Source organism: Microbacterium sp. LBN7, from assembly GCF_045690345.1.
Taxonomy (GTDB): Bacteria; Actinomycetota; Actinomycetes; order Actinomycetales; family Microbacteriaceae; genus Microbacterium.
In genome coordinates, this window is the sequence record NZ_CP147856.1 from 2,021,755 (window position 1) to 2,048,023 (window position 26,269).

The window sequence follows — 26,269 nt, forward strand, 5'->3', positions numbered from 1 at the left end:
GCCCCACACTCCCGCGTATCCCTACGCTCGGAGGTTTTGTGATCCGCTCGGCGCTTGTCCCCATCGTCTGGTGATCGGATCGCCGCTTCAAAGGGTTAGCTCCTTAACGGTGTTAACCGCTGTGGATTCTGTGGATAACTCGGTGGAAAGCAGACGCGAGTAAGGAACTACACGGCTGTCACTTGTGGAATCCCTGAGGAATCCGCGGGTTCACGGCATCCGCCCTCTCTTCGCCGTCCCGGTAGTTATCCACAGGTTTGACGTCTGAGCTCACATTCGTCCCGATGGTTTCCCGGATCATCCACAAGTTATCCACATGTGCATAGAGGCATTTATTGGATGCTGCGCAGGCGTGTCGGGACAACGAAAAGGGGGACACGGCACCGGGATCGGTGTCGTGTCCCCCTTCCGGAGGTGGCGTGAGGTCAGCGCCGGCCGAGCTGCGTCGTGATCTCGGTGACCTGGTTGTAGATCGAACGTCGCTCCTTCATGAGCTCGCTGATCTTCTTGTAGGCGTACATCACCGTGGTGTGGTCCCTGTTGCCGAAGAGCTGTCCGATCTTGGGCAGCGAGAGGCTGGTCCGTTCACGGCACAGGTACATCGCGATCTGACGGGCGGTGGCGATCTGCTGCGAGCGACTGGAGCCGTAGAGGTCGTCGACCGTCAGCTTGAAGTACTGCGCGGTGGCCGTGATGATGTCGGTCGGCGAGATGATGTTGTCTTCGGCCGTGTCGATGATGTCGCGGAGCACGGTCTGCGCGAGGGCGATGTCGAGCGACGAGCGGTTGAGGCTCGCGAAGGCGGAGACCCGGATGAGGGCGCCCTCGAGCTCGCGGATGTTCGACGAGACCACGGTCGCGATGTACTCGAGCACTTCGTCGGGGATGTGGAGAGCCTCGCTCTGCGCCTTCTTGCGGAGGATCGCGATGCGCGTCTCCAGGTCGGGAGCCTGCACGTCGGTGATCAGACCCCACTCGAAGCGGCTGCGCATCCGGTCTTCGAAGCCGGTCAGGTGCTTCGGGGCGACATCGCTCGTGATCACGACCTGCTTGTTGTGGTCGTGCAGCGTGTTGAAGGTGTGGAAGAACGCCTCCTGCGTCTCGGCTCGACCCTGCAGGAACTGGATGTCGTCGATGAGGAGGATGTCGACGTCGCGGTAGCGCGCCTGGAACGCGGCTCCGCGGTTGTTCGCGATCGAGTTGATGAAGTCGTTCGTGAACTCCTCGCTCGAGACGTAGCGCACCTTGACGCCGGCGTAGAGCGATTGGGCGTAGTCGCCGATGGCGTGAAGGAGGTGCGTCTTGCCGAGTCCCGAGTCCCCGTAGATGAAGAGGGGGTTGTAGGCCTTGGCCGGCGCCTCGGCGACCGCGACCGCCGCCGCGTGTGCGAAGCGGTTGGACTGGCCGATGACGAAGTTGTCGAAGGTGTACTTCGGGTTGAGCCGGGATTCGTGGCGCAGCTGTGTGGGCTGCTCCATGGGTGACTCGACGCGCACGGGCTCGTGTCGGCCGAAGTCGGCGACGGCGATCGGTGCGGTCGGCTGCTCGGCGAGTTCGTGGTTCACGACGACGCGGTAGGAGGTGACCTCCTCGCCGATGTGGGAGAGGGCCTCCATGATCGGCAGCCGCAGACGCTTGTTGATCTGCGCGGCGGTGAGATCGTTGGGCACCTCGAGGTAGAGCGTCGCGGCCATCACACCGGCCGGGACCGCCAGGCTCAGGAAGCCCTGCAACTGCGGCGTGACCCGGTCGTCGTCCACCAGGAGCTCCTGCACCGTGGTCCAGATCGGAACGTCGGGCTGGGCTGGTGAGGACATGACGCTCCGGACGGGGATTCGATGAGGGCTCCGACGTGCCGTGCCCCTGTGGATAACTTCGGTTGCCACGGTAGTCATCGCGGCTGGGAACGGCAACCTGCCCCGGGAATTCCGCGCGCGTGTCATGCGCCCCGGGCGTGCCCCGGTTGTGGATAATGGCTGTGCGGTTCGTGACGGGTCCCCGCCGCTCCAGCGCGCAGATTTGCTCTGCGCGCCGGCAGGACGTACCCTTACTTGGTTGACTTATGCCATTTTTTTGGCAGTTCCCCATGTCTCCGGTCGCAGTGAACCCGGTGGCAGTATTCCCGGAGTGATTCCATGACTAAGCGCACTTTCCAGCCCAACAACCGTCGTCGCGCCAAGAAGCACGGCTTCCGCGCTCGCATGCGCACGCGCGCCGGCCGCGGCATCCTCGCTGCCCGCCGCGCGAAGGGCCGCACCGAGCTCTCCGCGTAGTCCGCTGTGCTCGCCCGCCCGTATCGGCTGACCCGCGGGAGCGACTATCGACTGGTCGTTCGCCGCGGATCGCGTTGTGGCGGGTCGAGCGTCATCACGTCGATGATGTCGACGGGTGAGAGCAGGGCCGCACGGTTCGGATTCATCATCAGCAAGCAGGTGGGCACCGCCGTGGTGCGCAACACCGTGCGTCGGCGTCTGAAAGCCGTCTGCGCGGATGCGCTCCCGCGCGTACCCGAGGGCACGGATGTCGTCATCCGTGCCCTTCCTGCATCCGCGACGGCGTCCTTCGCCGAGCTCAGCGCGGATGTGAACCGCTGTCTCGGCCGGCTGGCGCCGGTGTCGACGGCTGGCACCTCATGACCGCACTGCCGGCATCGTCGATCGGCTCGGCTCGGATGCAGTCCCGCGACCTCGTGCGCAGCATCCCTCTGATACCGCGGAATCTTGTGCTGGGATTCCTGACCGCGTATCGCAAGACCATCTCTCCTCTGTATGGAGATGTCTGTGCGTACTACCCCAGCTGTTCCGCTTACGCTGTAGGTGCGGTGCAGCAGCACGGCGCCGTGCGGGGAACGCTGTTCTCTGCGTGGCGCATCCTCCGCTGCAATCCCTGGACTCGCGGCGGCGTCGATGACGTCCGTCCGCACGAACACTTCCGCTACGACCTGACTGCTCACGGTTTCGTCGTCCCTTCCCGAAAGGACTGAACGGTGGGTCTTGACCTTCTGCTCGCCAGCACCACACCCAGCCCCGACGCTGCGGGAGGTGGTTTCGACCTGATCGGCACCATCCTCTGGCCGCTGAAGTGGCTGGTCGAGATGATCCTCGTCGCGTGGCACTGGCTCCTCACCGCGGTGGGTCTGCCCGCGGCATCCGGTCTCACCTGGGTCCTGTCGATCGTCGGTCTCGTCATCGTCGTCCGTGCCGCTCTGATCCCGCTGTTCGTCAAGCAGATCAAGAGCCAGCGAAAGATGATGGAAATCGCTCCTGAGCTGCGGAAAGTCCAGGAGAAGTACCGCGGCAAGAAGGATCAGCTCTCTCGCGAGGCCATGAGCCGCGAGACCATGGCGCTGTACAAGAAGCACGGCACGACGCCGATGTCGAGCTGCCTTCCGCTCCTCGTGCAGATGCCCATCTTCTTCTCGCTCTTCAGCGTGCTGAGCGACGTCAGCAAGCACGCGAAGGCCGGGATCGGCGGCGTCGGGTTCCTCAGCCCGGAACTGACGAAGGAGTTCTACGACGCCAAGCTGTTCGGCGTCGCCTCGCTGCATGAGACTCTCGGCAATGCCGTGGATGCGCAGAACACCACGGCGATCATCATCCTGGTCACGCTGGTCGTGCTCATGATCGGATCGCAGTTCTTCACCCAGCTGCAGATCATCTCGAAGAACCTGTCGCCCGAGGCCAAGACCGGCCAGGCGTACCAGATGCAGAAGATCATGCTCTACGTACTGCCGCTCGGCTTCATCTTCTCGGGCATCTTCTTCCCGCTCGGCGTCGTCGTCTACTGGTTCATCTCGAACCTGTGGACGATGGGCCAGCAGTTCCTCGTCATCCGCGAGATGCCGACTCCCGGTTCCGAAGCCGCCAAGGCGCGCGAGGAGCGCCTCGCGAAGAAGGGCAAGGCGATCGATTCGTCCGGCAAGGTCGTCCCGATGGCTGCGTACGAGGCGGAGCAGAAGCGCCTGCTGGACGAGGCGGAGAAGGCCAAGGCAGAGGCACCGAAGCGTCAGCAGCCGGTGGGTAAGAAGCGCGCGAAGAAGAAGGGGAGCGGTTCATGAGTGAGGTCGTGACCGAGACCACCGAACCGACGGTGGCACAGCTGGAGAACGAGGGTGACGTCGCCGCGGACTACCTCGAGGAGCTGCTCGACATCGCCGACATCGATGGGGATCTGAACCTCGATGTCCGTCAGGGTCGCGCCTACGTGTCGGTCGAGGCAGAGGGCGATGGACTCGCTCTGCTCTCGGCGCCCGACACCGTGCAGGCGCTTCAGGAGCTCACGCGTCTCGCGGTGCAGAACCGCACGGGTTCGTTCTCGCGTCTGATCCTCGACATCGGCGGATCGCGCGACACGCGTCGCCGACAGCTCGAGACGCTTGTGGATGCTGCGGCCGCGAAGCTCGACGAGGGCTCGTCTCAGGCATCCCTGCCGTCGATGTCCAGCTACGAGCGCAAGCTGGTTCACGACATCGCTGCCGACCGGGGCCTCGTCTCCGAGTCGTACGGCGAGGGCGCTGACCGGCACACGGTGCTGCGTCGCCGTTGATGTTTCACGTGAAACATCGAGTGGCGAGGGTCTGATCCCATGTCCGTGAGTGCGAATGGTGCCGAGCTCGAGGTCGAGCCCGAGATCGCTGCGGAGCTCTTCGGGGATCGGATCGATGTGGCTCGATCGTTCACGGCAGCCTTGGCGCGAGAAGGCGAGGAGCGCGGTCTCATCGGCCCGCTTGAGCTCCCGCGCCTGTGGACCCGCCATGTCCTGAACAGCGTGCTCGCTGCGCCGCTCTTCCATGGATCCGTCGCGGACATCGGTTCCGGTGCGGGACTGCCGGGCCTGGTACTGGCGATCGCCCGACCGGACGTGCAGTGGACGCTCATCGAGCCCATGGAGCGACGGGTCACCTGGCTCAACGAGCAGGTCACTGCTCTCGGGTTGGACAATGTCGATGTGGTGCGAGCTCGGGCGGAGGACGTGCGCCCTGCCGATGGCTTCGATGTCGTGACGGCGCGAGCCGTAAGTGCACTCCGCACGCTCATCCCCCTGACGGCACCCCTCGTGCGCGATGGGGGAGAGCTCACGCTTCTCAAGGGCATGAACGCTGCGAACGAGATCGCCGCGGCACAGAAGCAGATCAAGAAGTTCCGCCTCTCCGACGTGCGCGTCGAGGTGCTGGGCGAGGGTGTGCTGCCGGAAATTACGCGAGTCGTGCGGGCCGTCGTCCGCTGAGTCGGGTTCGGATGTTTCACGTGAAACATCGCCCTTGTCGCAGTTCACATGTGGGTCCATCGTGGGCGGTGTTGCGCGTGGGCGGGTGCGGGATCGCGAGGTCGGTTTCAACGGGTAGGACTGGTGATTGCCCCGGGCAGTGAGGTCTTATAGGGGGCATGCATGTGGAGCGAGTGGTGCCGATCCTGACCGTGGCGGACGTCGCGAGCGCGGTCGAGGTTCATCGTCAGGTGTTGGGGATGTCGGTGGTCAAGGATCACGGATGGATCGTGACGCTCGCAGATGATGCCGGTCGACAGCTGAGCGTCATGACCCATGATGCGTCCGCTGCGGTGAACCCGGATGTCTCGGTCTTCGTGGATGACGTGGGGGAGGCGCTGCGCCGGGCCGTCGCCGTCGGTGTGGAGATCGTGCATCCTCTGACCGATGAACCCTGGGGCGTCACGCGCTTCTTCTACCGCGATGCCGGTGGGAGCGTCATCAACGTCGGTATGCACACGGTGCCCTCTGCTCCGCAATAGGGTGCCTGCCGTCGCCTATTCCCGCGCCTACATGCTCCGTGATGGAGGCGAGCGCGAGGAGGCCTTCCTCGGGGGGCGATGTTTCACGTGAAACATGAGGTCGAGACCGAGGTCGGTGACCGCCTACGAGATCGACGATGTCGACGGGCTGGGGAATCTGGGCTGCGAGGGACCTTCAACGCACCGGATAAGGGTGCATCCCTCACTGGTTGCCGGCTCACCGACATGCGTCGATGGCTCCGGTACGTGCGCTGAGGGGAGACCTGGGGACGTTGCGCCTGGCAGGGACTCATGCCCACCGTTTCACGTGAAACGTCTGTCCTCCTGACCGAGATCCGTCTTCCTGACCGAGTCTGATTTCCAGCGCGGTGGACGGGGTGGGCCGCCCTGTGGACGCGAGTACGGCGGATCAGCCCGCCGTCGCGCACTCGATCGATGTTCGAAGGAGGGTGGATCTCCGAATCCGGGGAGTCGTGATGGGGGATCCTGTCCGGCGAGCATCTTGAGAACTCGCGCACGCAGACGTGCAAGACCCGCACGGGTCACGCCGCGACTGCGCGACTCGCTGATGTGAGTGCCTGGAAGAGTCCCGCGTGAGCACTGCGAGAAAACCAGCCGCGAGCATCCGTTTCACGTGAAACATCTCGCACGATCGTCTCGCCTGACCGTCGCGTGACTCCTGCGGCCGGGTGGGCGGATGCTCCGAGCGTCAAGAGGCGCTTCACGGGAGGGTGAACAGCGCTCTCAAGATGCGGGCGCTCCCGAGATACGCCCATCGAGGGCGGTCTCCGTTCGCCAGAGAAGGTCACACCGCACGGCTCTTCGGGTGCAGCCTCCCCAGAACCGTGATGGTGGAGGTGGGCGGGCACGGCGCATGGTCCTCCGCGGGACCTCGCGGGGGAGAGGTCCGGGGGGTGAATGAACAGAATCGATACCTGCGGAAGAGGCAGCTCGGCGCCGTGCTGGGCGAACACCCCGTCCATGTGAGGTTGGCATCGGTGGCCGGTTGTGTGACCGCAGTTGCGTGAGCGCCTGACCTCGCAGGGGGTGAAGTCCGTGGCGCGCGTACCGGAGAGAATGCGGCAGGGGAGGGTGCCTGCGCTGCGACGAGAGAACTCCTATCTCGCCTCCCGCGGCGTTGTCAGCGCGACGCTGGGGCTTCGCGAAGATCCATGTTTCACGTGAAACATGTATCGTCGGCCGCCTGCTGCAGTCGCGGCTCGAGACGTGGGTGGACTGATTCCCGGAGTTGCATCCGCAGAGCCCTGGGTGGGGGAGACACCGGCGCCCTGAGTGGAAGAGTCAGCACTCCGGCACCCTGCAGAGACCGAAGGAGTGTGACCGAGGGTGTCAGCCGAAGAGCCTCGGAGACCCCCGGTAAGTCCAAGGTCGCCTCCTGCGATTAGAGTGGTACGCGGCCCCGAAAGGAGTGGATGTTTCACGTGAAACAATCCGAGAAGGCATCACCGAACGAGTCGTTCGGGATGGATACACCGCTCGCGCGGGAGCTCGCCGACCTGTCTGCTCGGCGCCGTGCGCTCGAAGCCGCGAAGGTCGAGTTCACGGGGGAGACCCGCGTGCTGACGGTGTCGAATCAGAAGGGCGGCGTGGGGAAGACGACCACGGCCGTCAACGTCGCTTCAGCTCTCGCCGGACTCGGTGCCAAGGTTCTGGTCATCGACCTCGATCCACAGGGCAACGCATCCACGGCGCTCGGCGTCCCGCACAGCGCCGAGGTCCCGAGCGTCTATGACGTGCTCATCGAGGAGTTCCCGCTGGCGGACATCGTGCAGCAGAGCCCCGAGGATCCCAACCTCTTCTGTGCTCCGAGCACCATCCACCTCGCCGGCGCCGAGATCGAGCTCGTCGCTCAGGTCGCGAGGGAGCATCGGCTCCGCCGGGCCTTGGAGGACTACCTCGTCGACAGCCCGATGGACTTCGTCATCATCGACTGCCCGCCGTCTCTCGGGCTGCTGACGATCAATGCCTTCACCGCGGCATCCGAGGTCTTCATCCCGATCCAGTGCGAGTACTACGCACTGGAGGGCCTGAGCCAGCTGCTCGGCAGCATCCAGATGATCCAGAAGCACCTGAACCCCTCGCTGCACCTCTCCACCATCCTGCTGACGATGTTCGACGGGCGCACCCGTCTGGCCCAGCAGGTGGCGGATGAGGTGCGGACCCACTTCCCGACGCAGGTGCTGGAGACCGTGATCCCGCGCTCGGTACGTGTGTCGGAGGCACCGAGCTTCGGCCAGACGGTGATCGCCTACGATGGGCAGTCCGCCGGCGCGATCGCGTATCGCGAGGCCGCTGTCGAGATCGCGTCGCGCACAGCGACGCAGAGCAAGGAGAAATGATGGCGAAGCGCACTGGACTGGGTCGGGGCATCGGCGCCCTGATTCCGACGGCGGATCAGGCGGAGCGTCCCGTCGACGTGTTCTTCCCGGGCGCGAATCTCCGTCCGAGCGAGGACCAGGTCAGCACGGTCGCTCGCGAGCAGGAGGAGCTGGCAGCCGTTCCCGGCATCCACCTCGTCCAGGTGGATCCGAACACCATCGTCCCGAACCCGCGTCAGCCGCGTACGCACTTCAATCCGGAGGACCTCGCGGAACTGGTGCACAGCGTCCGTGAGTTCGGCGTCCTGCAGCCGGTCGTCGTGCGGAAGAACTCCGACGGCGAGTACGAACTCATCATGGGGGAGCGGCGCACCCGCGCAGCCCGGGAGGCCGGGCTCGACACGATCCCTGTGATCGTCCGCGAGACCGCGGACGAGGATCTCCTCCGGGACGCTCTCCTCGAGAACCTGCATCGCTCCGAGCTCAACCCGCTGGAAGAGGCTTCCGCGTACCAGCAGCTCCTCGAGGACTTCGGCATCACGCAGGAGGAGCTCGCGACCCGAATCGGGCGGTCGCGACCCCAGATCAGCAACACGATCCGGCTCCTCAAGCTCCCTGTCCCGGTGCAGCAGCGGGTCGCCGCCGGAGTGCTCACGGCAGGCCACGCTCGCGCGATCCTCAGCCTCGAGACTCCCGAGGCGATGCAGCGTCTGGCCGACAAGGTCGTGAACGAGGATCTCTCCGTGCGCGCCACGGAAGAGGTCGCGAAGTCGCAGCCGTCGACCGCGGGGAAGGCTCCGAAACCCACCCCGGGAGCGCGACGCGCCTACCTCGACGAGGTCGCCGGCAAGCTCGGCGACCGCCTGAACACTCGCGTGAAGATCGCTCTGGGTGCTCGTAAAGGCCAGGTCACGATCGATTTCGCATCGATTCAGGATCTGAACCGGATTCTCGAGGAACTCGGCGAACAGGGATACGGGCGCGGCTGACCGCCCTCGGCGCCAGGGGGAGGCCTAGACTCGCGTCAGATGATGTCGAGGAGGGGCACAATGTCGCGCACACAACCCGGATCAGCCATACGAGGCCGCGTCATCGCGGTCAGCGTCGCCGCCGCTCTCGGCGGCTTCCTGTTCGGCTTCGACACCGCCGTGATCAACGGTGCGGTCGATGCTCTGGCCGGCAGTCAGTCCGGGTTCGACCTCGGCGTGGGCCTCAAGGGCTTCGCCGTGTCGTCGGCGCTGATCGGCTGCGCCGTCGGCGCCTGGTTCGCCGGGCCCCTCGCCAACCGGTTCGGCCGCATCCCGGTGATGGTCGTGGCCGCCGTCCTGTTCCTGCTCTCGTCGCTGGGCTCCGGGTTCGCGTTCGGGGTCATCGACCTCATCTTCTGGCGCGTCATCGGCGGACTCGGCGTCGGCGCGGCATCCGTCATCGCTCCCGCGTACATCGCCGAGGTCTCGCCGGCGCACATCCGCGGACGGCTCGGCTCGCTCCAGCAGCTGGCCATCGTCACCGGTATCTTCATCGCCCTCCTCTCCGATGCGATGCTCGCGAACGTGGCAGGAGGAGCCGCAGAGCCGCTCTGGGGACTGGACGCGTGGCGCTGGATGTTCATCGCCGGTGCGGTTCCGTCTATCGTCTACGGCGTCGTGTCGATGAGACTCCCCGAATCTCCGCGCTACCTCGTCGCGAAGGGGGAGCTCGAGAAGGCCTCCGAGGTGCTGGCCACGGTCACCGGTGCGGTCGACGTGAAGGCGAAGATCGCCGAGATCACCGGAACGCTCAACACCGAGCGCTCGGAATCCCTGCGTGATCTGCGGGGCAACCGCCTGGGTCTGAAGCCGATCGTGTGGGTCGGCATCCTGCTGTCGGTCTTCCAGCAGTTCGTGGGCATCAACGTGATCTTCTACTACTCCACGACGCTGTGGCAGTCGGTCGGCTTCGGGGAGTCGCAGGCTCTCCTGATCACGGTCATCACCTCGGTGACGAACATCGTCGTCACGATCGTGGCGATCCTCCTCGTGGATCGGGTCGGCCGACGGATCATGCTCCTCGTGGGATCCGTGGGCATGACGCTCACGCTGGGGCTGATGGCGCTGGCGTTCTCCTTCGGAACACTGGATGCCGCGGGCGCGGTGACGCTCCCCGACCCTTGGGCGACGGTCGCCCTGATCTGCGCGAACGGCTTCGTGGTGTTCTTCGGTGCCACGTGGGGGCCGCTGGTGTGGGTGCTGCTGGGGGAGATGTTCCCGAACTCGATCCGCGCCGGGGCTCTCGCCGTCGCCGCAGCAGCGCAGTGGGTCGCCAACTTCTTCATCTCGACGACGTTCCCGGCCTTCTCGGCGATCGGGCTGCCCTTCGCCTACGGGTTCTACGCGTTCTTCGCCCTGCTGTCGTTCTTCTTCGTGTACTTCAAGGTCGCGGAGACCAAGGGGAAAGAGCTCGAGGACATGCGCGAAGACACGAAGGTCGAGCGCCGGCGTCGCCCCAGTCGGACGTAGGCTGGAAGCATGTCAGAGTCCGTCCAGCGCCGCGCCAGCCTCGAAGTGCTGCGTGCGGAAGCGGCGGACGAGCTCGCGGTCCTCATCCAGGAGCGTCTGCTCGGCGGCGAGGACCCGTGGGACTTCATGGAGGAGCTCCCGAGCGTCGACGAGCTCGTCGTCTACCTCCTGCGGGCCGACAACATCACCGCGAACGACGGCGTGCGGCCGAACGCGGCCCGGCACTATCGGGTGCTGCGCCAGATCGCCCTGGAGTACCCCGAGCTGACCCCCGCCGTCTGGGGACTCCTCGACGAGAAGCAGCGTCACCGCCGGTGGGACCCGACGGTCGCCGACGCGTCCTGACATGCCTCGGATGCTGGTCTCGTACGATCCGTCCTGGCCGGCTCGCTTCGAGGAGATCGCCGCAGAGCTGCGCGCGCACGGCGAACCGAGCTGGCTGATCGAGCACATCGGATCGACGGCGGTTCCCGGCATGCGAGCCAAGCCGATCATCGACCTCGCCGTGCGGATCGAGGGTGCCGAGGAATTCGAACGACACCGACCGGCCCTCGAGGAGATCGGCTGGCGCCGTGGCAGCAGCGTGCAGAGCCATCCGGTGATGGTGTTCGAGGAGGACGGCATCCGCACCCGCATCGCGCACTTCTTCCCCGCATCCGACTGGGACACCGTGAACCAGCGCATCCTGCGCGACTGGCTCCTGGCTCACCCCGCGGATGCCGACCGCTACACGCACGCGAAGTGCGACGCCGTGGCCGCTGCCGCCCGCGGCACCTCCACGTACAACGCCGCCAAGGCCCCCGTCATCCAGGACCTCGTCGACCGTGCCCGTGCCGCCCGCGGCCTGCCCTCGGTCCCCGTCGCCGACAGGTAGCCGCGTCGCAGCATCCGCCTGCCCCGATACGCGGACAGCGTCCCGATCCGCGGATGCTTTCGCGCAAAGCGCCCGCAGATCGGGACACCGTCCGCAGATCGTCGCCCCGCCACGACCTCTGTATGGCGCATCCCGGGAGCCCGGAACCACGAGAACCCCGTTTCTCGCTTCGCTCGCTCAACGACCGAGAGCCGGGCACAGAAAAGGCCGCCACCTCCGGAGAGGTGACGGCCCTGCTGGGTCTCAGTGGATCAGCCGATGAATGCGGCGAGGTCCTTCTCGAGCGCGAACTTGGGCTTGGCGCCGATGATGGTCGTCTTGACCTCACCGCCGTCGAACACCTTCATCGCCGGGATGGACGTGATCTGGTACTTCATCGCGAGCTCGGGGTTCTCGTCGACGTTGAGCTTGAGGATGGTGATCTTGTCGGGGTTCTCGGACTGGATCTCGTCCAGCACCGGGGCCACCATGCGACAGGGACCGCACCACTCGGCCCAGAAGTCCACCAGCACGGGACCGTCGGCCTGCAGAACGTCCTGCTCCCAGGTCGCCTGGCTCGTAGCCTTTGCACTCATCAGAGTCTCTCCTTGATTCGAGGTTCGCCTGCTACAACAGCAGACGAGGTGAAACTGTTCCCGCGCGCCTAGGCGGTGAGGATCTCGGCGGCCTCCGCGGCCGGGAACTCGACCGAGGCGTCGTCAAAATCCGCGAGGAAGTGCTCCGCGTCGAGGGCCGCGACCGTTCCGGAGCCGGCAGCCGTGATGGCCTGGCGGTAGGTCGGGTCGATGACGTCACCCGCGGCGAACACCCCGGGCACCGACGTGACCGACGAGCGGCCGTCGACCCAGATGGTGCCCTCGGCGGTCAGCTTCAGCTTGTCGTGCACGAGGTGCGTGCGCGGGTCGTTGCCGATCGCGATGAACAGGCCGTCGAGCGGGAGATCGCTCAGCGTGCCGTCGACGGTGTTGCGCAGCTGCACACCGGTGACGGAGTCGCCGCCGAGGACTTCGGCGACCTCGCTGTTCCACACGAACTCGATCTTCTCGTTCGCGAACGCGCGCTCCTGCATGATCTTCGAGGCACGCAGGGTGTCCTTGCGGTGGATCACGTAGACCTTGTCGGCGAAGCGCGTGAGGAAGGTCGCCTCTTCCATGGCGGAGTCGCCGCCGCCGACGACCGCGATCGTCTTCTGACGGAAGAAGAAGCCGTCGCAGGTGGCGCACCAGGAGACGCCGTAGCCGGAGAGGCGCTCCTCGCCCGCGATGTTCAGCTTGCGGTACGCCGAACCGGTCGCGTAGATCAGGGTCTGCGTCTCGTGCACCGCGCCGCTGCCGAGCGTGACCGTCTTGACGGGGCCGTCGAGGGCGAGCTCGGTGACGTCGTCGTAGAGCACCTCGGTGCCGAACTTCTCGGCCTGCTCCTGGAACTTGGCCATGAGCTCAGGCCCCTGGATGCCCTCGGGGAAGCCCGGGTAGTTCTCGACCTCGGTGGTGTTCATCAGCTCGCCGCCGACCTCGACGGAGCTCGCGATGAGCAGCGGCTTGAGGTTCGCGCGTGCAGCGTAGATGGCGGCCGTGAATCCGGCGGGGCCGGAACCGATGATGATGACCTGACGCATGTGCTCTCCGTCTGAGAAATTGCGGTGGCGTCGAAAGACGTCCCGAGTGATTCAACCCATGGTAACCGCGCGGCATTCCCTGCGCTGAGTGCCCGGCGGGAGTCAGCGACCGGGGAGGAACCGGCGCACCAGAGTGCCGGCGACCTTGAGCTCGGGCGCGCGCAGCAGGGCGAGGATCGCGAGGTAGACGACGACCACCACGAGCCCGATCACCGCGGTGCCGAGAGCGCCGGGGATCTTGTCGGCGACGGTCCAGCCGGCGCTTCCGCCGAACAGCACGAAGACGCCCCAGCCGGCGAGTCCCGCGGGGATAGAGGCGACCGCGAAGCGGCCGAGCGTGACCAGCCAGGACCGCACACCGAGACTGCCGATCTTGCGGTGCAGCAGCCAGGTGGCGACGATCGTCTGGACGGTGCTGGAGATGGACTGCCCGAGTGCGACGGCTGCCGCCAGACCCGTGATCGGGATGATGTCGGCCTGGAGCAGGCCCCACGCGATCAGGGCCGTGGCGACGATGAGGCAGCACTGGAAGATCGTGAACCAGAACGGCGTGCGCGTGTCGTCGTAGGCGTAGAACGTCCGCTGGACGATGAAGAGGATCGTGAGGGGGATCAGGCTCACGAGATAGCAGATCAGCACCAGGGCTGCGGCTTCGGCATCCGCGGGGGAGCTCGTGAAGACCCGGGACGCGGGGATCGCGGCCGCGGCGACGGCGGCGACGGCCGCGACGATGAAGAACAGCAGGGTGCGGATGCTGCGCGAGATGTCCTCGCGGACCTCGACGTGGCGCCCGGCTGCTGCGTGCTCGCTGATCTGGGTGAAGTACGGCGTCCCGATCGACAGCACGATCACCGAGTACGGGAGCATGAAGATGAGCCAGGCGTTGGCGGTCACGGTCGCCGAGGCGCCGGTTCCCGAGGCCGCACTCACGATGTTGCCCTGCAGCACACCGGCGGCGAGGCTCGCGAAGGCCATCAGGAACGTCCAGCCCGCCAGCTTGCCGACGGCCCCGAGTCCGACGCCCCGCCAGCGGAAGTCGGGCTTGAGCGCGAGCCCGGTGCGCCGCCAGAACACCAGGAGCACGACCGCCTGCAACGCGATGCCCAGGGTCGCCGTGGCGCCGAGGGTGGTGATCATCGCCGGCGTCCACTCCGCGGCCTTCGTCGGCACCGGGGCGAAGAGCGCGCCGAGAAGCAGGAAGCCGACGATCGAGACGATGTTGTTCACGACGGGCGCCCAGGTGAAGGGCCCGAAGATCCGGCGGGCGTTGAGCGCCTCTCCGAGCAGGGCGTAGAGCCCGTAGAAGAGGATCTGCGGCAGGCACCAGTACGCGAGGGCCGTCGCGAGCGCCTGAGCTTCGGGAGGCGCCTGGCCGGCGACCAGCACGACGAGCCAGGGCGCGGCGATGGTCGCGATCAACGTGGTGACGACGAGCACGACGGTGCCGAGAGTGAAGAGCTTGGAGATGAAGGCGTTTCCGCCGTCGGCATCCGCCGTCGCCTTCACGATCTGCGGGACGATCACGGCCGTGAGCACACCGACGGAGATCAGGCCGAAGACGCTGTTCGGCAGGGTGTTGGCGAACGTGAACGCGTCGGCGGCCTCCGAGCCGACGGCCCCGAGCACTCCGACGAGCACGATGCTCCGCAGGAGTCCCGTGACGCGCGACACCAGGGTGCCGGCGCCGATGACGGCGCTCGCGCGCCCGAGGCTACTCACCACGTCCGTCCTTCGGCTCTGCTGCTTCCAGCGCTGCGGCATCCGCTGCTGCCTCCTCGGCCGCCTCGCGGCGCTTGCGACGCACGGTGCGGATCACGCCGAGGCCGATCAGCAGCACGGCGAGTCCGCCGAAGATGCCGAGACCGATGCCTTCCCATTCCGCGCGTACCGCGACGCGCACGGTCTGGTCGCCCTGGATCTGCACACCCGTGGGGCTGATGAGGCCCAGGCGCAGGTCGACCTCGCCGCTGCCGACGCGGGCCGAGACGGGGACCTTGACGCGTGCGGTGTTGTTCGCCTGCACGACCGTCTCGACGAGCGGCTTCACCTCGAGGCGAGGATCGCTGGGCGAGGCGGTCAGCTGCACCGTCACCGGCCAGGGCAGATCGTTGCGCACGCGGATCGGCAGGTCGGCGTTGGCCGAGAGCAGCTGGATGGTGCTCGACGGCGGGATGTTCACCGCACCGAGCGTGGCAGTGGTCTGCGCCCGGTGCGCGGCGACGGTCGCAGCGAAGGCATCCGCCGGTGTGCCGACCGCGAGCGTGCGCAGGATCCTGATCCGCTCCGGGCCGAGCAGCACCCGCGGGTCGGTGAGGATCGACGAGAAGGCGACGAGGGTCTGCTCGTCGGCGAGCAGGCTCATGACGTCCGCCGCCCCCGGAGTGCCCGTCTCGACGGAGAGCGCCGCGGCGGCCGCGGGGATGTCGCGCAGCGCGCCGAACTCGAAGCCGATCGAGTCCGCCGCCGAGATCACCTCGCGCAGTGCATCAGGCGTCCGGGTCTCGTCACGGTCCAGCCCGATGAGCAGCGGCGCTCCGGGAGCCCGAGCCTCGGCGAGGAACAGTCGCGCGGCCCCCTCGGCGAGAAGACGCTGGCGGGCGGCGGGGTCGGCCTCGGCTGCGGCATCCGAGAGGGCGGAGGACGCCGCCGCATCGGTGACGAGCAGATCCTGGCCCGCGGCTGTCGCGTGCGCCGCGCTCTGTCCGCCCACTGTGGCGGATGAGACGATCGTGGTCGTTCCCTCACCGAGGTAGGTCTGGAAGGCGGCGAGATCATCCGCTGTCACGTCGGCACGCGGCCACAGGATGCGGGGCAGCGCGCCGTCGACGGCCGCGAGCTCCTCGTCAGTGGGGAGGACCGGGGCCTCGGTCGGAGCAGGCGTGGGCGCGGTCGTCTCATCGGCGGCGGTGGTCGGGGGTGTGGTGACGCGCGCGACCGGGAAGTTCGCGGGATCGAGGAAAGGCGCGAGCGTCGTCGGCTGGAGCAGCTCGGACAGCTGCGCCTGCGCCTGCACGGCTGCATCGGCGTCGCCGAACTGGAGGGCGAAACGCTGGTTCGGGAGGTCGTCGAGGCGCGCGAGCCACGCCGTCGCCTGCTCGGGCGCCGCGGTGCCGAGGGCACGGATCGCGGCGGGGATCGACGGGTCGATCGCGAGCACGGCCGTGGTTCCCGCGACGCCGTCGAGCTGCGCCGTCAAGGCACCCTCGGGCGCGGTGAGGGCCGCGAGCTCTTCGGAGGTGAGGAGTGCTCCGCCGGCCGGCGTCGCCGTGATCGGCACGAGCACGCCGATCAGGGAGCTCTGCGTCGCGGTCACGACGAGAACGCTGGTCGCCGTCGCGTCCCTGGCCACGGTGTCGTCTGCGGCAGGACCGCCGGTGGTCGCACCGGTCAGCTCCGCCCGCAGCGGATAGATGCCGGGAGCGAGCTCACCGACCGCGCTCTCGGGCGCGAACACCGTCGTGGTGGCGGATTCGCCGGCGTCGATCGACGCGGTGCTGTCGGTCCCGAGCGCCGTGAAGTCACCCGGTGCCTCTTCGTCGTCGAGCCAGTTCGTGACGGCCTCGTCGTCGGCCAGCGGAGTGCTTCCGATCTCTACCTGGACGCGCCCGGTGCTCAGCTCCGAATCAGTCCTGTTCCGCACGGTGATGGTCGCGGACGTCGATGAGCCGGGGGCGATCGTGCCGCGGAGACCGGCGGAGACGTGGAGCTCGATGCTCTGCTCGTCGTCGGGCGACGGCGTCTCGGCGGCGGATACGGCGTTCGGAACCGCGAATCCGCCGAGGGTCAGTGCGATCGCGAAGACGACGGTCCTGCGTGCGAGCCGCTGCAGGCGCGCACGGAAGCCGGTTTCGGGGGTGTTCACGGACATGAAGGTCTTCCTCGAACGCCCCGGGACGGGGGCTGCTCGTGAGTACTGACCTTGTGATTCTAGGAGGCCCGAGGAAGGAGAACCCTGAAGACGCGTAGAGTGACGGCCGTGTCCGACACCCCCGCACCCGTTCCCGAGCCGCTGCGCAGCGCCGACCTCGCCGCCGATCTCGATGCCGCCGACCTCCGTTCGGAGCCGTTGCGACGCCTGTGGGGGGAGGAGGCGGACGACGCTCTGGCGCGCGGAATGCGCGAGCCGATCCTGCGCGCGATCGCCGGTGACGCCGGTGTCCTCGCCACTCTCGGACGCCTGCTCGTGCTCGGGATGCCGCAGCCGAGGGCCGCTGTCGGTGCCGCCCTGCCGCGCCTGGGCGTCGACGGGCTCATCGCCCTCGGCCTCGCGACGGCGGATGCCGAGACCGTGACGCCCACCGCCCTGCTGCGCCCGCAGTCGTTCGTCGACGCCGACGGTGTCGGGGAGTGGTGGATCGCCAGCGATCTCGACGAGGTGGCGCTCGACGGCGCGCTGCCCGCGGACCACGTGCTCGGCGTCGGCGGGGCCTCGCGCACGCTCGCCGAGACGATCGTGCCGATCGAGGTCGATCGCGCCCTGGACCTCGGCACCGGGTGCGGCATCCAGGCCCTCCTCGTCGCCCGTCGCGCGCGGACCGTCGTCGCGACCGACGTCTCCGCACGCGCTCTCGCCTACGCCGAGCTCAATGCCCGGCTCAACGGGGTGGGCAACATCGAATTCCGCCTCGGGAGCATGTTCGACCCTGTCGAGGGAGAGGCGTTCGACCTGATCGTGTCGAACCCGCCCTTCGTGATCACGCCGCGCGGCGACGACGTGCCCGCCTACGAGTACCGCGACGGGGGACTGGTCGGCGATGCGCTGGTCGAGCAGTTCGTGCGGACGGCCCCGGCGTTCCTCACGGTCGGCGGCATCGCGCAGCTGCTCGGCAACTGGGAGTCCCGCGCGGGCGTCGCGGGGCTGGCGCGTCTCGACGCCTGGGTGCCGGCCGAGCTCGACCTCTGGGTGATCGAGAGGGAGCAGCTCTCGCCTCTCGGATACGCCGAGCTGTGGATCCGCGACGGAGGGACGACGCCGCGGGATCCCGAGTTCACCCCGCTGCTCTCCGCCTGGCTCGACGACTTCGCGGCGCGCGGGGTCACCTCGATCGGCTTCGGCTACGTGCTGATCCGACGCCCCTCGACGGGCCCTTCGACGGGCTCAGGGACCCAATACGCGCCGATCCGTCGTGTGGAGAAGGTGTCGCAGCCGGTGTCGAACGTCGGCGCCGCGCTCGCCACCGGACTCGCCGCCCACGATCTTCTCGCCGAGGGGATGCCGGCGACGCTCGTGACGGCAGCCGACGTCACCGAGGCGAGGCATCTGCTGCCGGGCAACGATGATCCGAGCGTCATCGAGCTGCGACAGGGCAGCGGATTCGCCCGCACGGTGAACGTCGATCCGGCGCTCGCCGCGTTCGTCGGCGCCTGCGACGGCGAGCTGACCGTCGGGCAGATCGTCGCCGCGCTCTCCGACCTCTTCGAGGTCCCCCTGGCCGATCTCTGGTCCGAACTCGAGCCGCGCATCCGCGCGCTCGTCTTCGACGGCCTCCTGGTGCCGGGGGAATAGGGTCGGCATCCATGCGTTGGAATAGATCATGAAGGCTTTCGGATTCCTCTCCTTCGGGCACTATGCGGATGTGCCCGGCTCGGCGACCCGCACGGCGGGCGACATGCTGAAGCAGACGATCGAGATCGCCGAGGGCGCAGACGAGATCGGCGTCAACGGCGCCTCGGTGCGCGTGCACCACTGGGCGCGGCAGGCGGCGTCTCCGATGCCGCTGCTGTCGGCCATGGCGGTGCGCACGAAGCGCATCGAGGTCGGCACCGGCGTGATCGACATGCGCTACGAGAACCCGCTGCAGTTCGCCGAGGAGGCAGCCGCACTCGACCTGATCGCCGACGGCCGGATCGCCCTCGGCGTGAGCCGTGGTTCACCCGAGACCGCGCTGCGCGGCTACGAGACCTTCGGCTACGTCGATGAGGAGGACCCGGAGCGCGGGAGCGTGCTGGCCCGCGAGAAGTTCGACATCTTCCTCCGTGCGATCGAGGGCGAGCGGATCGCCGCCGGAGACCCTCGCATGGTCGGAGAGGGACGGTACCTCGCGATCGAGCCGCAGTCGCCGACGCTCCGCGATCACATCTGGTGGGGGTCGGGTTCCCGTGCCACGGCCGAGGAGACCGGCCGGAAGGGCCTGAACATGATGAGCTCCACGCTCGTCACCGAGGCCACCGGTCAGCCGTTCCACGAGCTGCAGCGCGAGCAGATCGAGCTCTTCCGCGCCGCGTACAAGGAGGCCGGCCACACCGGTCAGCCGCGCGTCTCGGTCAGCCGCAGCGTGTTCCCGCTGATCTCCGACATGGACCGGGCCTACTTCGGCCTGCGCAGCGAGGAGAACGGCGACCAGATCGGCGTCATCGACGGGTTCCGCTCGACCTTCGGGAAGACGTACGCCGCGGAGCCCGACGTTCTCATCGAGCAGCTCACGCGCGACGAGGCCGTCATGAGTGCCGACACCCTGCTGCTGACGATCCCGAACCAGCTCGGACCGGCCTACAACCTCCACGTGCTCGAGTCGTTCGCGACCCATGTGGCTCCGGCGCTCGGGTGGAAGCCCAACACCGAGGGACCCGTCCAGGGCGATCCGGTCTGAGGTCGATCGGGCGGATGCCACGGCATCCGCCCGAAGGTCTCTTCACGGGATTCCGGTATATCGGTACGCTGGCCGCATGCGTGTGCGTCGAAGTGGAGTCCTCGCCGGAGCGATCGTACTGGTGGCGGTGCTGGTCGGGGCCATTCCCGCCGCGGCGGCGACGACCAGTGCCTGGGCGACCTGGCAGCCGCTCGCCGGCGGCGCCGGGGCGTATACGACGACCGTGCAGATCGCCGCCCAGCCCGCGCTCACGGCCACCATGACGAGCGACTCCCGCGGGGGCGGTCCCGGCGTGATCTCGGGAGCATCCACCTGGCTGTCCGAAGGCACGCCCATCGGCGCGAAGTACGGATCGAGTCGCGACCAGGCGTACCTGAACCTGCGGCCGAAGGCCGACAACGCGGCGAGCCCGTCGACCACGACGTATTCGTTCGCGACGCCGACGCCCTCCTCCGGGTGGGCGTTCGCGCTCGGCGACATCGACGCGGACTCCGTGCGCATCCAGGCCATCGGACCAGACGGACAGGCGCTCGACGCCACGGAGCTCGGCTTCCAGGGCGGCTTCAACTACTGCGCACCCGGGGTCGTCGGCAAGCCCTCGTGCACCGGCGCGGCCGATGACATCCCGAGCTGGGACCCCGCGACCCTCACCCTCACCGGGAACGCGGCCGCCGCCGACACCAGCGGCTCTGCGGCGTGGTTCGAGCCGGCCGCGCCGATCACCTCCCTCACCTTCTTCTTCACCCGTCGCGCGGGCTTCCCCGTCTACCAGACGTGGTTCGCGTCACAGGCCAGAGACATCACCGGCTCGGTCGTGGACGTGGTGGACGGACCCCTCGCGGGCGTCGGCCTCACGCTGATCGACGGCACGGGCGCCGTGGTCGGCACGACGACGACCGCGGCTGACGGCACATACGCGTTCCCGGGCTTCATCGCGACCGACGGGTACCTCGTGCGCGTCGCGCCTCCGGCCGGAAAGATCTCGACGGGCCCCGTGACGGTGGCCGCGGATCTGACGACCGCTGACGCGGTCGCGGACTTCACCGTGCGCGACATCGTCCCGGTCGCGGTCTCCGGGCAGGTGACCGATGCCGGCGGCGGGCCGGTCGCCGGCGTCACCGTGACGATCGACGGGCAGACCACCACGACGGATGCGGACGGGCGCTACCTGTTCGATTCGATCCCGGTCGGCACGCACACCGCGACCATCACCCCGCCCGACGGGTACACGCTCGTCACGTCACCCCCCGCCTTCACGATCCCGCCCGGGAGCGAGGATCCGATCGAGAACGTCGACTTCCAGGTCGCCGAGAACCCCAGCCTCAGCGGAGCGGTCTCGTCGAACGGCACCGGCGTCGCGGGCGTGACGGTCACGGCGACCGGCCCCGGCGGCACGGTCCTCACGACCGTGACCGACGGCAGCGGCGGCTACGCCTTCCCGGGCCTTCCTGCGGGTGATTACGAGGTCACCATCACGACGCCCGGCGGCTACGTGGCCGTGACGCCGGTCACGCGGAACGAGCAGATCGCGGGAGTCGACGTCGAGAACGTCGACTTCGAGCTCGCCCGCCTCGGCGCCGTCGACGGTACGGTGCGCACCGACGGCGGCGCCCCTGTGCCCGGAGCGGTCATCCAGGTCACCGGTCCGGGCGTGCCCGCACAGCTGATCACGGATGCCGACGGATCGTTCGGCCTCGGCGGCCTCCCGCCCGGCACCTACACGTTCACCGTCGTGCCGCCCACGGGGACAACGGTCGTCGGTTCGGCGACCAGGACCGTCGTGATCACCGCCGCGGGCGAGGCCGTGGTGGAGCAGGACTTCGTCGTCGCGGCGATCGTCGTCACACCTCCGTCGCCTGATCCCGATCCGCCCGTCAGCGGCGGGAACGGTGGTGGAAAGCCGCTCCCGGCCACGGGCCTCGGCCCCGAGACGCTCGCCTGGGCGGCGGGAGGTGCGGCCGTGCTCGTCATCGGAGTCGCGCTGCTCGTCGTCTCGCGCCGTCGGTCGACCAGGGACTGAGCAGGATCGTCTTCAGCTGCCCTTCGGCGGCCCGAACAGCTCTTCGCCGTGCTCGTGGAGCAGCCGGTAGGCGTCGGCGAAGGTCTGCGGCTCGGGCTCACCTGGCTTGCCGTAGCGCGCGATGAGCAGACCGAGCAGGCCGCGCGCGGGCGGCGTGAGCGGCTTGGTCTGATCTGCCTCGTTCGGCTGCGGCGGCGTCTCTTCGGGGTTGGGCGGGGTATAGGCCGGGGTGGTGACCGGCCAGTCGGCGGGATGCCGCGGCTTGTCGAGGTTCACCACGTTCTGCAGGGTGTTGGCCGACTGATCACGGTCGTTCAGCGGCTTCAGCCCGTGCAGGCGGGAGAGCGTCGCCGTCACCGAGCCATGGTGCATCTCGTCGTGGATGATCGTGCCGCGCTTCGTGTAGGCCGACACGGCGATCGCCGGGACACGGCATCCGAGCCGGTCGAACGTGAAGCCCATCTCGCCGGCCTTCGTGTCTGCTGTCGGCTTCGTCGCGGCGGGCGGAGGCACGTGGTCGTAGCATCCGCCGTGCTCGTCGAAGGTGATGAGCAGCAGCGTGTTGACGGCGTTCGAACCGTCCGGAGAGGCGCTCGTGCGCACCGCCTCGTAGATGTCGTGGATCAGACGGTCGCCCGCACGCACGTCGGACACCGCGCTGTCGAAGATCTCCTCGCCGTCGACCGTGCTCTCGCGCACCGCGCCGAACGGCGGATGGAAGTCGTTGTGGTCGTAGACCATCCGCGGCTCGATGAACGCGTAGGCGGGGAGCTTCCCGGCCTTCGCCTCGGCGTAGAAGTCCTCCATGGTGCCGAAGTGCTCGGTGCGCCAGTACTTCTCGAGCACGGCCGCATGCAGCATCCCGGTGAAAGAGACGAGCTGGAGCTTGTCGAGATAGATCTTCCAGGTCAGCTTCTTGTCTTCGAGCCGGTTGAAGACCGTCGGCGCGGCCGGGGCGTCGAGCCACTTCCGGTACCCGCCGTCGCCCTGGTTCGTGACGAAGCCGTGCGAGGTCGAGGCGTGGAAGAACGACCTGTTGCAGAACGTCTGCGACGGCACTCCGGCGTACCAGTGGTCGAACACGGCGAACTCGGCGGCGAGCGTCGACAGCACGGGCAGCATCTCGGGCGAGAACGAGCCCATGATGTGCGCGGCCTCTTCCGGCCGCGGCTCGACCCCACGTCGGAGGCGCCGGAAGTTGATGATGTAGTCCTCGAGGAACCCCGACATCGTGGCCTTCTCGCCCTTGGTCGGAGCGTTGAACGGCGCGGTCATCTGGTCGACGAAGAGGTCGGCGTTCGTCTTCGGGTCGATCGTGCCGAAGATCTGCGTGTTGACGTGCGGGTACTCCTCGCCCGGGTCCGGGTCGGGAAGGCTCATGATCCTGTCGGTGTCGCCCTGGTGGATATGAGAGGCGACGACGGTCCCGTCGGAAGCGGTGTTGCTGTGGTCGCCGAAGGCGAGCCCTTCGAAGGTCTCGCCTGTGGGCAGATTCTCCTTCGAGTAGAGGTAGCCGAGCAGGTTGTCGAACGAGCGGTTCTCGCCCATCACCACCACGAGGTGGTCGAAGCCGGGTTCGCTGCGCGGGGTCAGAGCGGCGAAGGGATCGGGATCGGAGGCGAAGCCGTCGCGGTGGCCCCCGGCGATCGTCGCCCCGATGGCGGCGCCTCCGGCTCCGCCGACCACTGCTCCGGCCAGAGCGGCCCCGCCCATCTTGAGGAACCCTCGGCGGGAGGGGACGGGAGGGGAGTCGTCTTCGGTCACGAGGCCGATCCTACGACCGCGTGCCGTGACGATTCACGGAGGAGGTGACGTTTCACGGAGGATTCTCCGTGAAAGGGTCCGCGATTCGTCACGGACTCTGCGAAACGTCGGGTCCGGAGACAGAGGGCGCCGCCGGAGCCGAAGCTCCGACGGCGCCCTGAGGACGGATGCTGCAGACTACTCGGCGCGCTGCCGGCGACGCCGCAGAGCGACGAGGCCGAGGCCCAGCGCGAGGAGCACCACCGCGGCGACCACGTACGGGGTGCTGTCGGCACCGGTCGTGGCGAGGCCGCCGGTCGATGCGCCGCCGTTCCCCGGAGTCACCGCGCCGCCGCCCGACGTCGCCGCCGTGACGGTGAGCGAGGTCGTGACCTCGGTGCCGTCGGCGAGGATCACCGCGAGGGTGTGCGCGCCGGCCGGGGTGGCCGTCGGGATCGTGACGGTACGCGAGAACGCGCCGTCCGCGCCCGCGGTGACCGTGCCGAGGTCGACCGGGTCGGAGCGCAGCTCGAGCCGCAGCTCGGCATCCGCGTCGAATCCGGTACCCGAGACCGTGACGGTGCCGCCGGCCGCGACGGATGCCGCCCCGAGCTCGATCTTGGCGGGCTCCTCGGGCTCGGTGGTCGGGGGCGTGACCCCGGCCTCGGTGACCCACTTCTCACCGGCATCCGACTTCGTCACCGTGAAGGTGTCGTAGACGGCGCCGACGGGAAGGTCGGTCGTGGCGTTCGGCTGCTTCTCGGCCAGGTAGGAGCGATAGACGAGCTGGTCGTGCGAGACGTCGATCACCTGGTAGGTCGTGACACCCTGACCGCGCAGCACCTGGGTGGCGCCGTTGTTGGTCCAGACGTTCTTCTCGGGGGTCTCGAGCTCGTAGTGCTTCGCGCCCGAGTTCGATACGACGTAGACCGGGCCGGTCGTGAGGCCCGGGGTCTCGGTCGCGTCGGTGTTCACGTAGCCGCGGGCGTAGGTGTGGTCGTGGCCCATGAGCACGAGGTCGATGTCGTTGCGCTGGAAGACCGGCACCCAGTCGGCACGGAGCTTCGGCTCGTCGCGACCCTCGGATGCCGAGAACACCGGCTGGTGGAACGTGACGACGTTCCACTTCGACGGGCTGTTCTGCAGCAGCAGGTCGAGCCAGGCACCCTGGAATCGGATCCACAGCTCCTCGCCCTTGTTGATCGGGCAGTCGGCACCCGTGCAGGACGGCAGAGCCGGCGGGGTCAGGAAGGTCGCATCGCGCGTCGCATTGAGAGTGATGAAGCGCACGTCCTGGTAGTCCGTGTAGTACGCCGTCTCAGCAGCGAACGCGCTCCAGTGCTCGAACAGCGAGCGGTACTGCGCCGCGACCTCGGTGTCGCCCTTGGCGAGGTCGGCCAGTTCGCCGATCGATTCCATCGACGGGTTGTTGTGCGGGTACTCGAACGCGGCCTTCCACGCCGTGAGCAGCTTGTCGCCGGAGTACTCGTGGTTGCCCGGAGCCGCCATCACGTTCGTGCTGACGGCCGAGTCCTCCATGCCCTTGAACCAGTTCAGCCACTCGTCCTCGTTGTTGGACTTGTTGATCAGGTCACCGGCGTGCACGGAGCCGATCGACCGGGGCGCGTTCGCCTCGGCCTGCTTGACGACGCTCGGCCAGGTGGTGTCGAGGCCGATCTGCGCGTCGCCGTAGTAGACGAACTGGAAGTCGGTCGCGTTCGGGTCGGCCGTCGTGAACTCGAACCAGTCGCTCCAGCTGCCCGGGAGTCCTACCCGGTAGCGGTAGGCGGTCGCCGCGGCGAGGTCGGTGACCGTGGCGGAGAAGTGGTGGTTCGGGTTGCCGTTGACGACGCCGACGTCGTAGGCCTCGATCGTGCGGGTGTCGCCACCGGCGGCCGGGGCGATCTCGACCTGGCCGATCGTGTGCGAGGCGTCACCCGCGAGCCAGGAGAAGGACTGCGAGATCTCGGGCTGCTCGGTCGGCGTCAGGATGACGCGGGTCGGCGGGGCGACCACCGGGGTACCCGGCTCGGATGCCGTCACCAGGGTGAGCGACGACATGTCGAAGTAGATGTCCGAGCTCGTCTCCCGGTCCTGGAACAGCGCGACCGCGATCGTGTTCGTGCCGTCCTGCAGCACGTCGCCCTCCGCCGTGATGGTGCTCGTCAGCGGGTCGCCGTTCGAGTCGCCGGCGTACTCGACGTTCGCGGTGTCGGTGATGCGGCCGTCGACGAAGCGGGCGACCTCTTCCCCGTTGATCCACACGACGAGCGCGTCATCGAACGTGACGGAGCTCGACAGCGACGCGACCTGCTCCGCGACGCCCGCCTCCAGCTCGAACGTGCTGCGGAAGAAGTAGGTGGGGACGGTCGGGGCGGTGCTGCCGTCGAGGTAGTGGTTCAGGAGCGTCTTCGGGGTGACGGGGCCGACCGCGGCGAGCTTGCCGTTCTTCGCGCCGAACGAACCGGGTGCGGTCTTCCAGGCGCTGTCGTCGAACCCGGGGAGCGTCCAGTCGCGCAGCGCCGCGGGTGCGGGGGACGGGTCCGAGCCGTCGTCGAGGTAGTGCCAGGCGGTGTCGCCGGTGATCAGCGATCCGGTCGGCACCTCGGGTGCGGCATCCGGTGCGGCGAAGGCCGCGGGGGCGACGACGGCGCCGCCGAGCAGGGCGAGGAGCGCGACGGACGTCAGTCCGCGACGCCGCCACCGCACCGCAGGGGTGGGGGAGGTCATGTCAGTCCTTTGTGGGGTGGGGGTTCGTGCTCAGCCGCACGGGGCCCCCTCAGCCCATCGAAGACGGATGACGCCCGGCTGACGTCGAGGCGACGGGAACATGAACAGAG

Annotated in this window: 22 protein-coding genes; 15 read left to right on the forward strand and 7 right to left on the reverse strand. The window is 68.0% G+C overall.

The genetic code is table 11. The annotated features are described in order from the left end of the window. Positions 1-425: 425 nt before the first annotated feature. The gene (dnaA, locus tag LBN7_RS09660) at positions 426-1,943 is read right to left on the reverse strand and encodes a chromosomal replication initiator protein DnaA (RefSeq protein WP_407361671.1); all 1,518 of its coding nucleotides are present in this window, start codon (positions 1,941-1,943) and stop codon (positions 426-428) included. Positions 1,944-2,135: 192 nt separating this feature from the next. On the opposite strand from dnaA, the gene rpmH reads away from it, so the two are divergent. The 12 genes from rpmH to LBN7_RS09720 all read left to right on the forward strand — a co-directional run bounded on the left by rpmH (position 2,136) and on the right by LBN7_RS09720 (position 11,458). Further along, a complete protein-coding gene (gene rpmH / locus LBN7_RS09665; RefSeq protein ID WP_045278552.1) occupies positions 2,136-2,273 on the forward strand; it encodes a 50S ribosomal protein L34 in 138 nt (45 codons plus the stop codon). A 6-nt stretch (positions 2,274-2,279) separates the two neighbouring features. Continuing rightward, a complete protein-coding gene (gene rnpA / locus LBN7_RS09670; RefSeq protein WP_116633342.1) occupies positions 2,280-2,636 on the forward strand; it encodes a ribonuclease P protein component in 357 nt (118 codons plus the stop codon). Further along, on the forward strand, positions 2,633-2,983 hold the full coding sequence (gene yidD, locus LBN7_RS09675; protein ID WP_116633343.1) for a membrane protein insertion efficiency factor YidD: 351 nt from the start codon (positions 2,633-2,635) through the stop codon (positions 2,981-2,983). Before rnpA ends, yidD begins: the two co-directional genes overlap by 4 nt. A gap of 3 nt (positions 2,984-2,986) precedes the next feature. Continuing rightward, positions 2,987-4,057: a membrane protein insertase YidC gene (yidC, locus tag LBN7_RS09680; RefSeq protein WP_116633344.1), complete on the forward strand. Its 1,071-nt coding sequence runs from the start codon at positions 2,987-2,989 to the stop codon at positions 4,055-4,057. Continuing rightward, positions 4,054-4,545, forward strand: coding sequence for a R3H domain-containing nucleic acid-binding protein (locus LBN7_RS09685; protein WP_116633345.1), 492 nt, complete (start codon positions 4,054-4,056; stop codon positions 4,543-4,545). The genes yidC and LBN7_RS09685 overlap by 4 nt, the downstream gene beginning before the upstream one ends. A gap of 39 nt (positions 4,546-4,584) precedes the next feature. Next, entirely contained in the window at positions 4,585-5,226 is a 642-nt protein-coding gene (gene rsmG, locus LBN7_RS09690) for a 16S rRNA (guanine(527)-N(7))-methyltransferase RsmG (RefSeq protein WP_116633346.1), read from the forward strand. A 158-nt stretch (positions 5,227-5,384) separates the two neighbouring features. Continuing rightward, a complete protein-coding gene (locus LBN7_RS09695; protein ID WP_407361672.1) occupies positions 5,385-5,747 on the forward strand; it encodes a VOC family protein in 363 nt (120 codons plus the stop codon). 1,433 nt (positions 5,748-7,180) lie between these two features. Further along, the gene (locus LBN7_RS09700; RefSeq protein WP_116633348.1) at positions 7,181-8,107 is read left to right on the forward strand and encodes a ParA family protein; all 927 of its coding nucleotides are present in this window, start codon (positions 7,181-7,183) and stop codon (positions 8,105-8,107) included. Further along, entirely contained in the window at positions 8,107-9,075 is a 969-nt protein-coding gene (locus tag LBN7_RS09705; protein ID WP_116633349.1) for a ParB/RepB/Spo0J family partition protein, read from the forward strand. The genes LBN7_RS09700 and LBN7_RS09705 overlap by 1 nt, the downstream gene beginning before the upstream one ends. 60 nt (positions 9,076-9,135) lie before the next feature. Further along, a complete protein-coding gene (locus LBN7_RS09710) occupies positions 9,136-10,584 on the forward strand; it encodes a sugar porter family MFS transporter (protein WP_407361673.1) in 1,449 nt (482 codons plus the stop codon). 9 nt (positions 10,585-10,593) lie between these two features. Beyond that, positions 10,594-10,929 carry a tryptophan synthase subunit alpha gene (locus LBN7_RS09715; protein ID WP_116633351.1) on the forward strand — a complete coding sequence of 112 codons (336 nt, stop codon included), beginning with the start codon at positions 10,594-10,596 and terminating at the stop codon, positions 10,927-10,929. A gap of 1 nt (position 10,930) precedes the next feature. Next, a complete protein-coding gene (locus LBN7_RS09720; RefSeq protein WP_407361674.1) occupies positions 10,931-11,458 on the forward strand; it encodes a GrpB family protein in 528 nt (175 codons plus the stop codon). A gap of 251 nt (positions 11,459-11,709) precedes the next feature. Here the strand turns inward: LBN7_RS09720 and trxA are convergent, their stop codons facing one another. From trxA to LBN7_RS09740, 4 genes are all read right to left on the reverse strand, one after another. After that, positions 11,710-12,033, reverse strand: a complete 324-nt coding sequence (gene trxA / locus LBN7_RS09725) for a thioredoxin (protein WP_116633353.1) — start codon at positions 12,031-12,033, stop codon at positions 11,710-11,712. A 68-nt stretch (positions 12,034-12,101) separates the two neighbouring features. Continuing rightward, entirely contained in the window at positions 12,102-13,076 is a 975-nt protein-coding gene (trxB, locus tag LBN7_RS09730) for a thioredoxin-disulfide reductase (RefSeq protein ID WP_116633354.1), read from the reverse strand. Positions 13,077-13,178: 102 nt separating this feature from the next. Beyond that, on the reverse strand, positions 13,179-14,795 hold the full coding sequence (murJ, locus tag LBN7_RS09735; protein ID WP_407361714.1) for a murein biosynthesis integral membrane protein MurJ: 1,617 nt from the start codon (positions 14,793-14,795) through the stop codon (positions 13,179-13,181). Continuing rightward, entirely contained in the window at positions 14,788-16,944 is a 2,157-nt protein-coding gene (locus tag LBN7_RS09740) for a DUF6049 family protein (protein WP_407361675.1), read from the reverse strand. The genes murJ and LBN7_RS09740 overlap by 8 nt, the downstream gene beginning before the upstream one ends. Positions 16,945-17,043: 99 nt before the next feature. On the opposite strand from LBN7_RS09740, the gene LBN7_RS09745 reads away from it, so the two are divergent. The 3 genes from LBN7_RS09745 (at position 17,044) to LBN7_RS09755 (ending at position 21,686) form a co-directional block, all read left to right on the forward strand. Then, positions 17,044-18,582, forward strand: a complete 1,539-nt coding sequence (locus LBN7_RS09745) for a methyltransferase (RefSeq protein ID WP_116633356.1) — start codon at positions 17,044-17,046, stop codon at positions 18,580-18,582. A 28-nt stretch (positions 18,583-18,610) separates the two neighbouring features. Then, positions 18,611-19,666 carry an LLM class flavin-dependent oxidoreductase gene (locus LBN7_RS09750; protein WP_407361676.1) on the forward strand — a complete coding sequence of 352 codons (1,056 nt, stop codon included), beginning with the start codon at positions 18,611-18,613 and terminating at the stop codon, positions 19,664-19,666. 76 nt (positions 19,667-19,742) lie between these two features. After that, positions 19,743-21,686: a collagen binding domain-containing protein gene (locus tag LBN7_RS09755; RefSeq protein WP_407361677.1), complete on the forward strand. Its 1,944-nt coding sequence runs from the start codon at positions 19,743-19,745 to the stop codon at positions 21,684-21,686. A 12-nt stretch (positions 21,687-21,698) separates the two neighbouring features. On the opposite strand, the gene LBN7_RS09760 is transcribed toward LBN7_RS09755, so the two are convergent. Together LBN7_RS09760 and LBN7_RS09765 are read right to left on the reverse strand one after the other, a co-directional pair. Next, the gene (locus LBN7_RS09760; RefSeq protein WP_407361678.1) at positions 21,699-23,450 is read right to left on the reverse strand and encodes an alkaline phosphatase family protein; all 1,752 of its coding nucleotides are present in this window, start codon (positions 23,448-23,450) and stop codon (positions 21,699-21,701) included. A 177-nt stretch (positions 23,451-23,627) separates the two neighbouring features. Then, a complete protein-coding gene (locus tag LBN7_RS09765) occupies positions 23,628-26,159 on the reverse strand; it encodes a fibronectin type III domain-containing protein (RefSeq protein ID WP_407361679.1) in 2,532 nt (843 codons plus the stop codon). Positions 26,160-26,269: the final 110 nt, after the last annotated feature.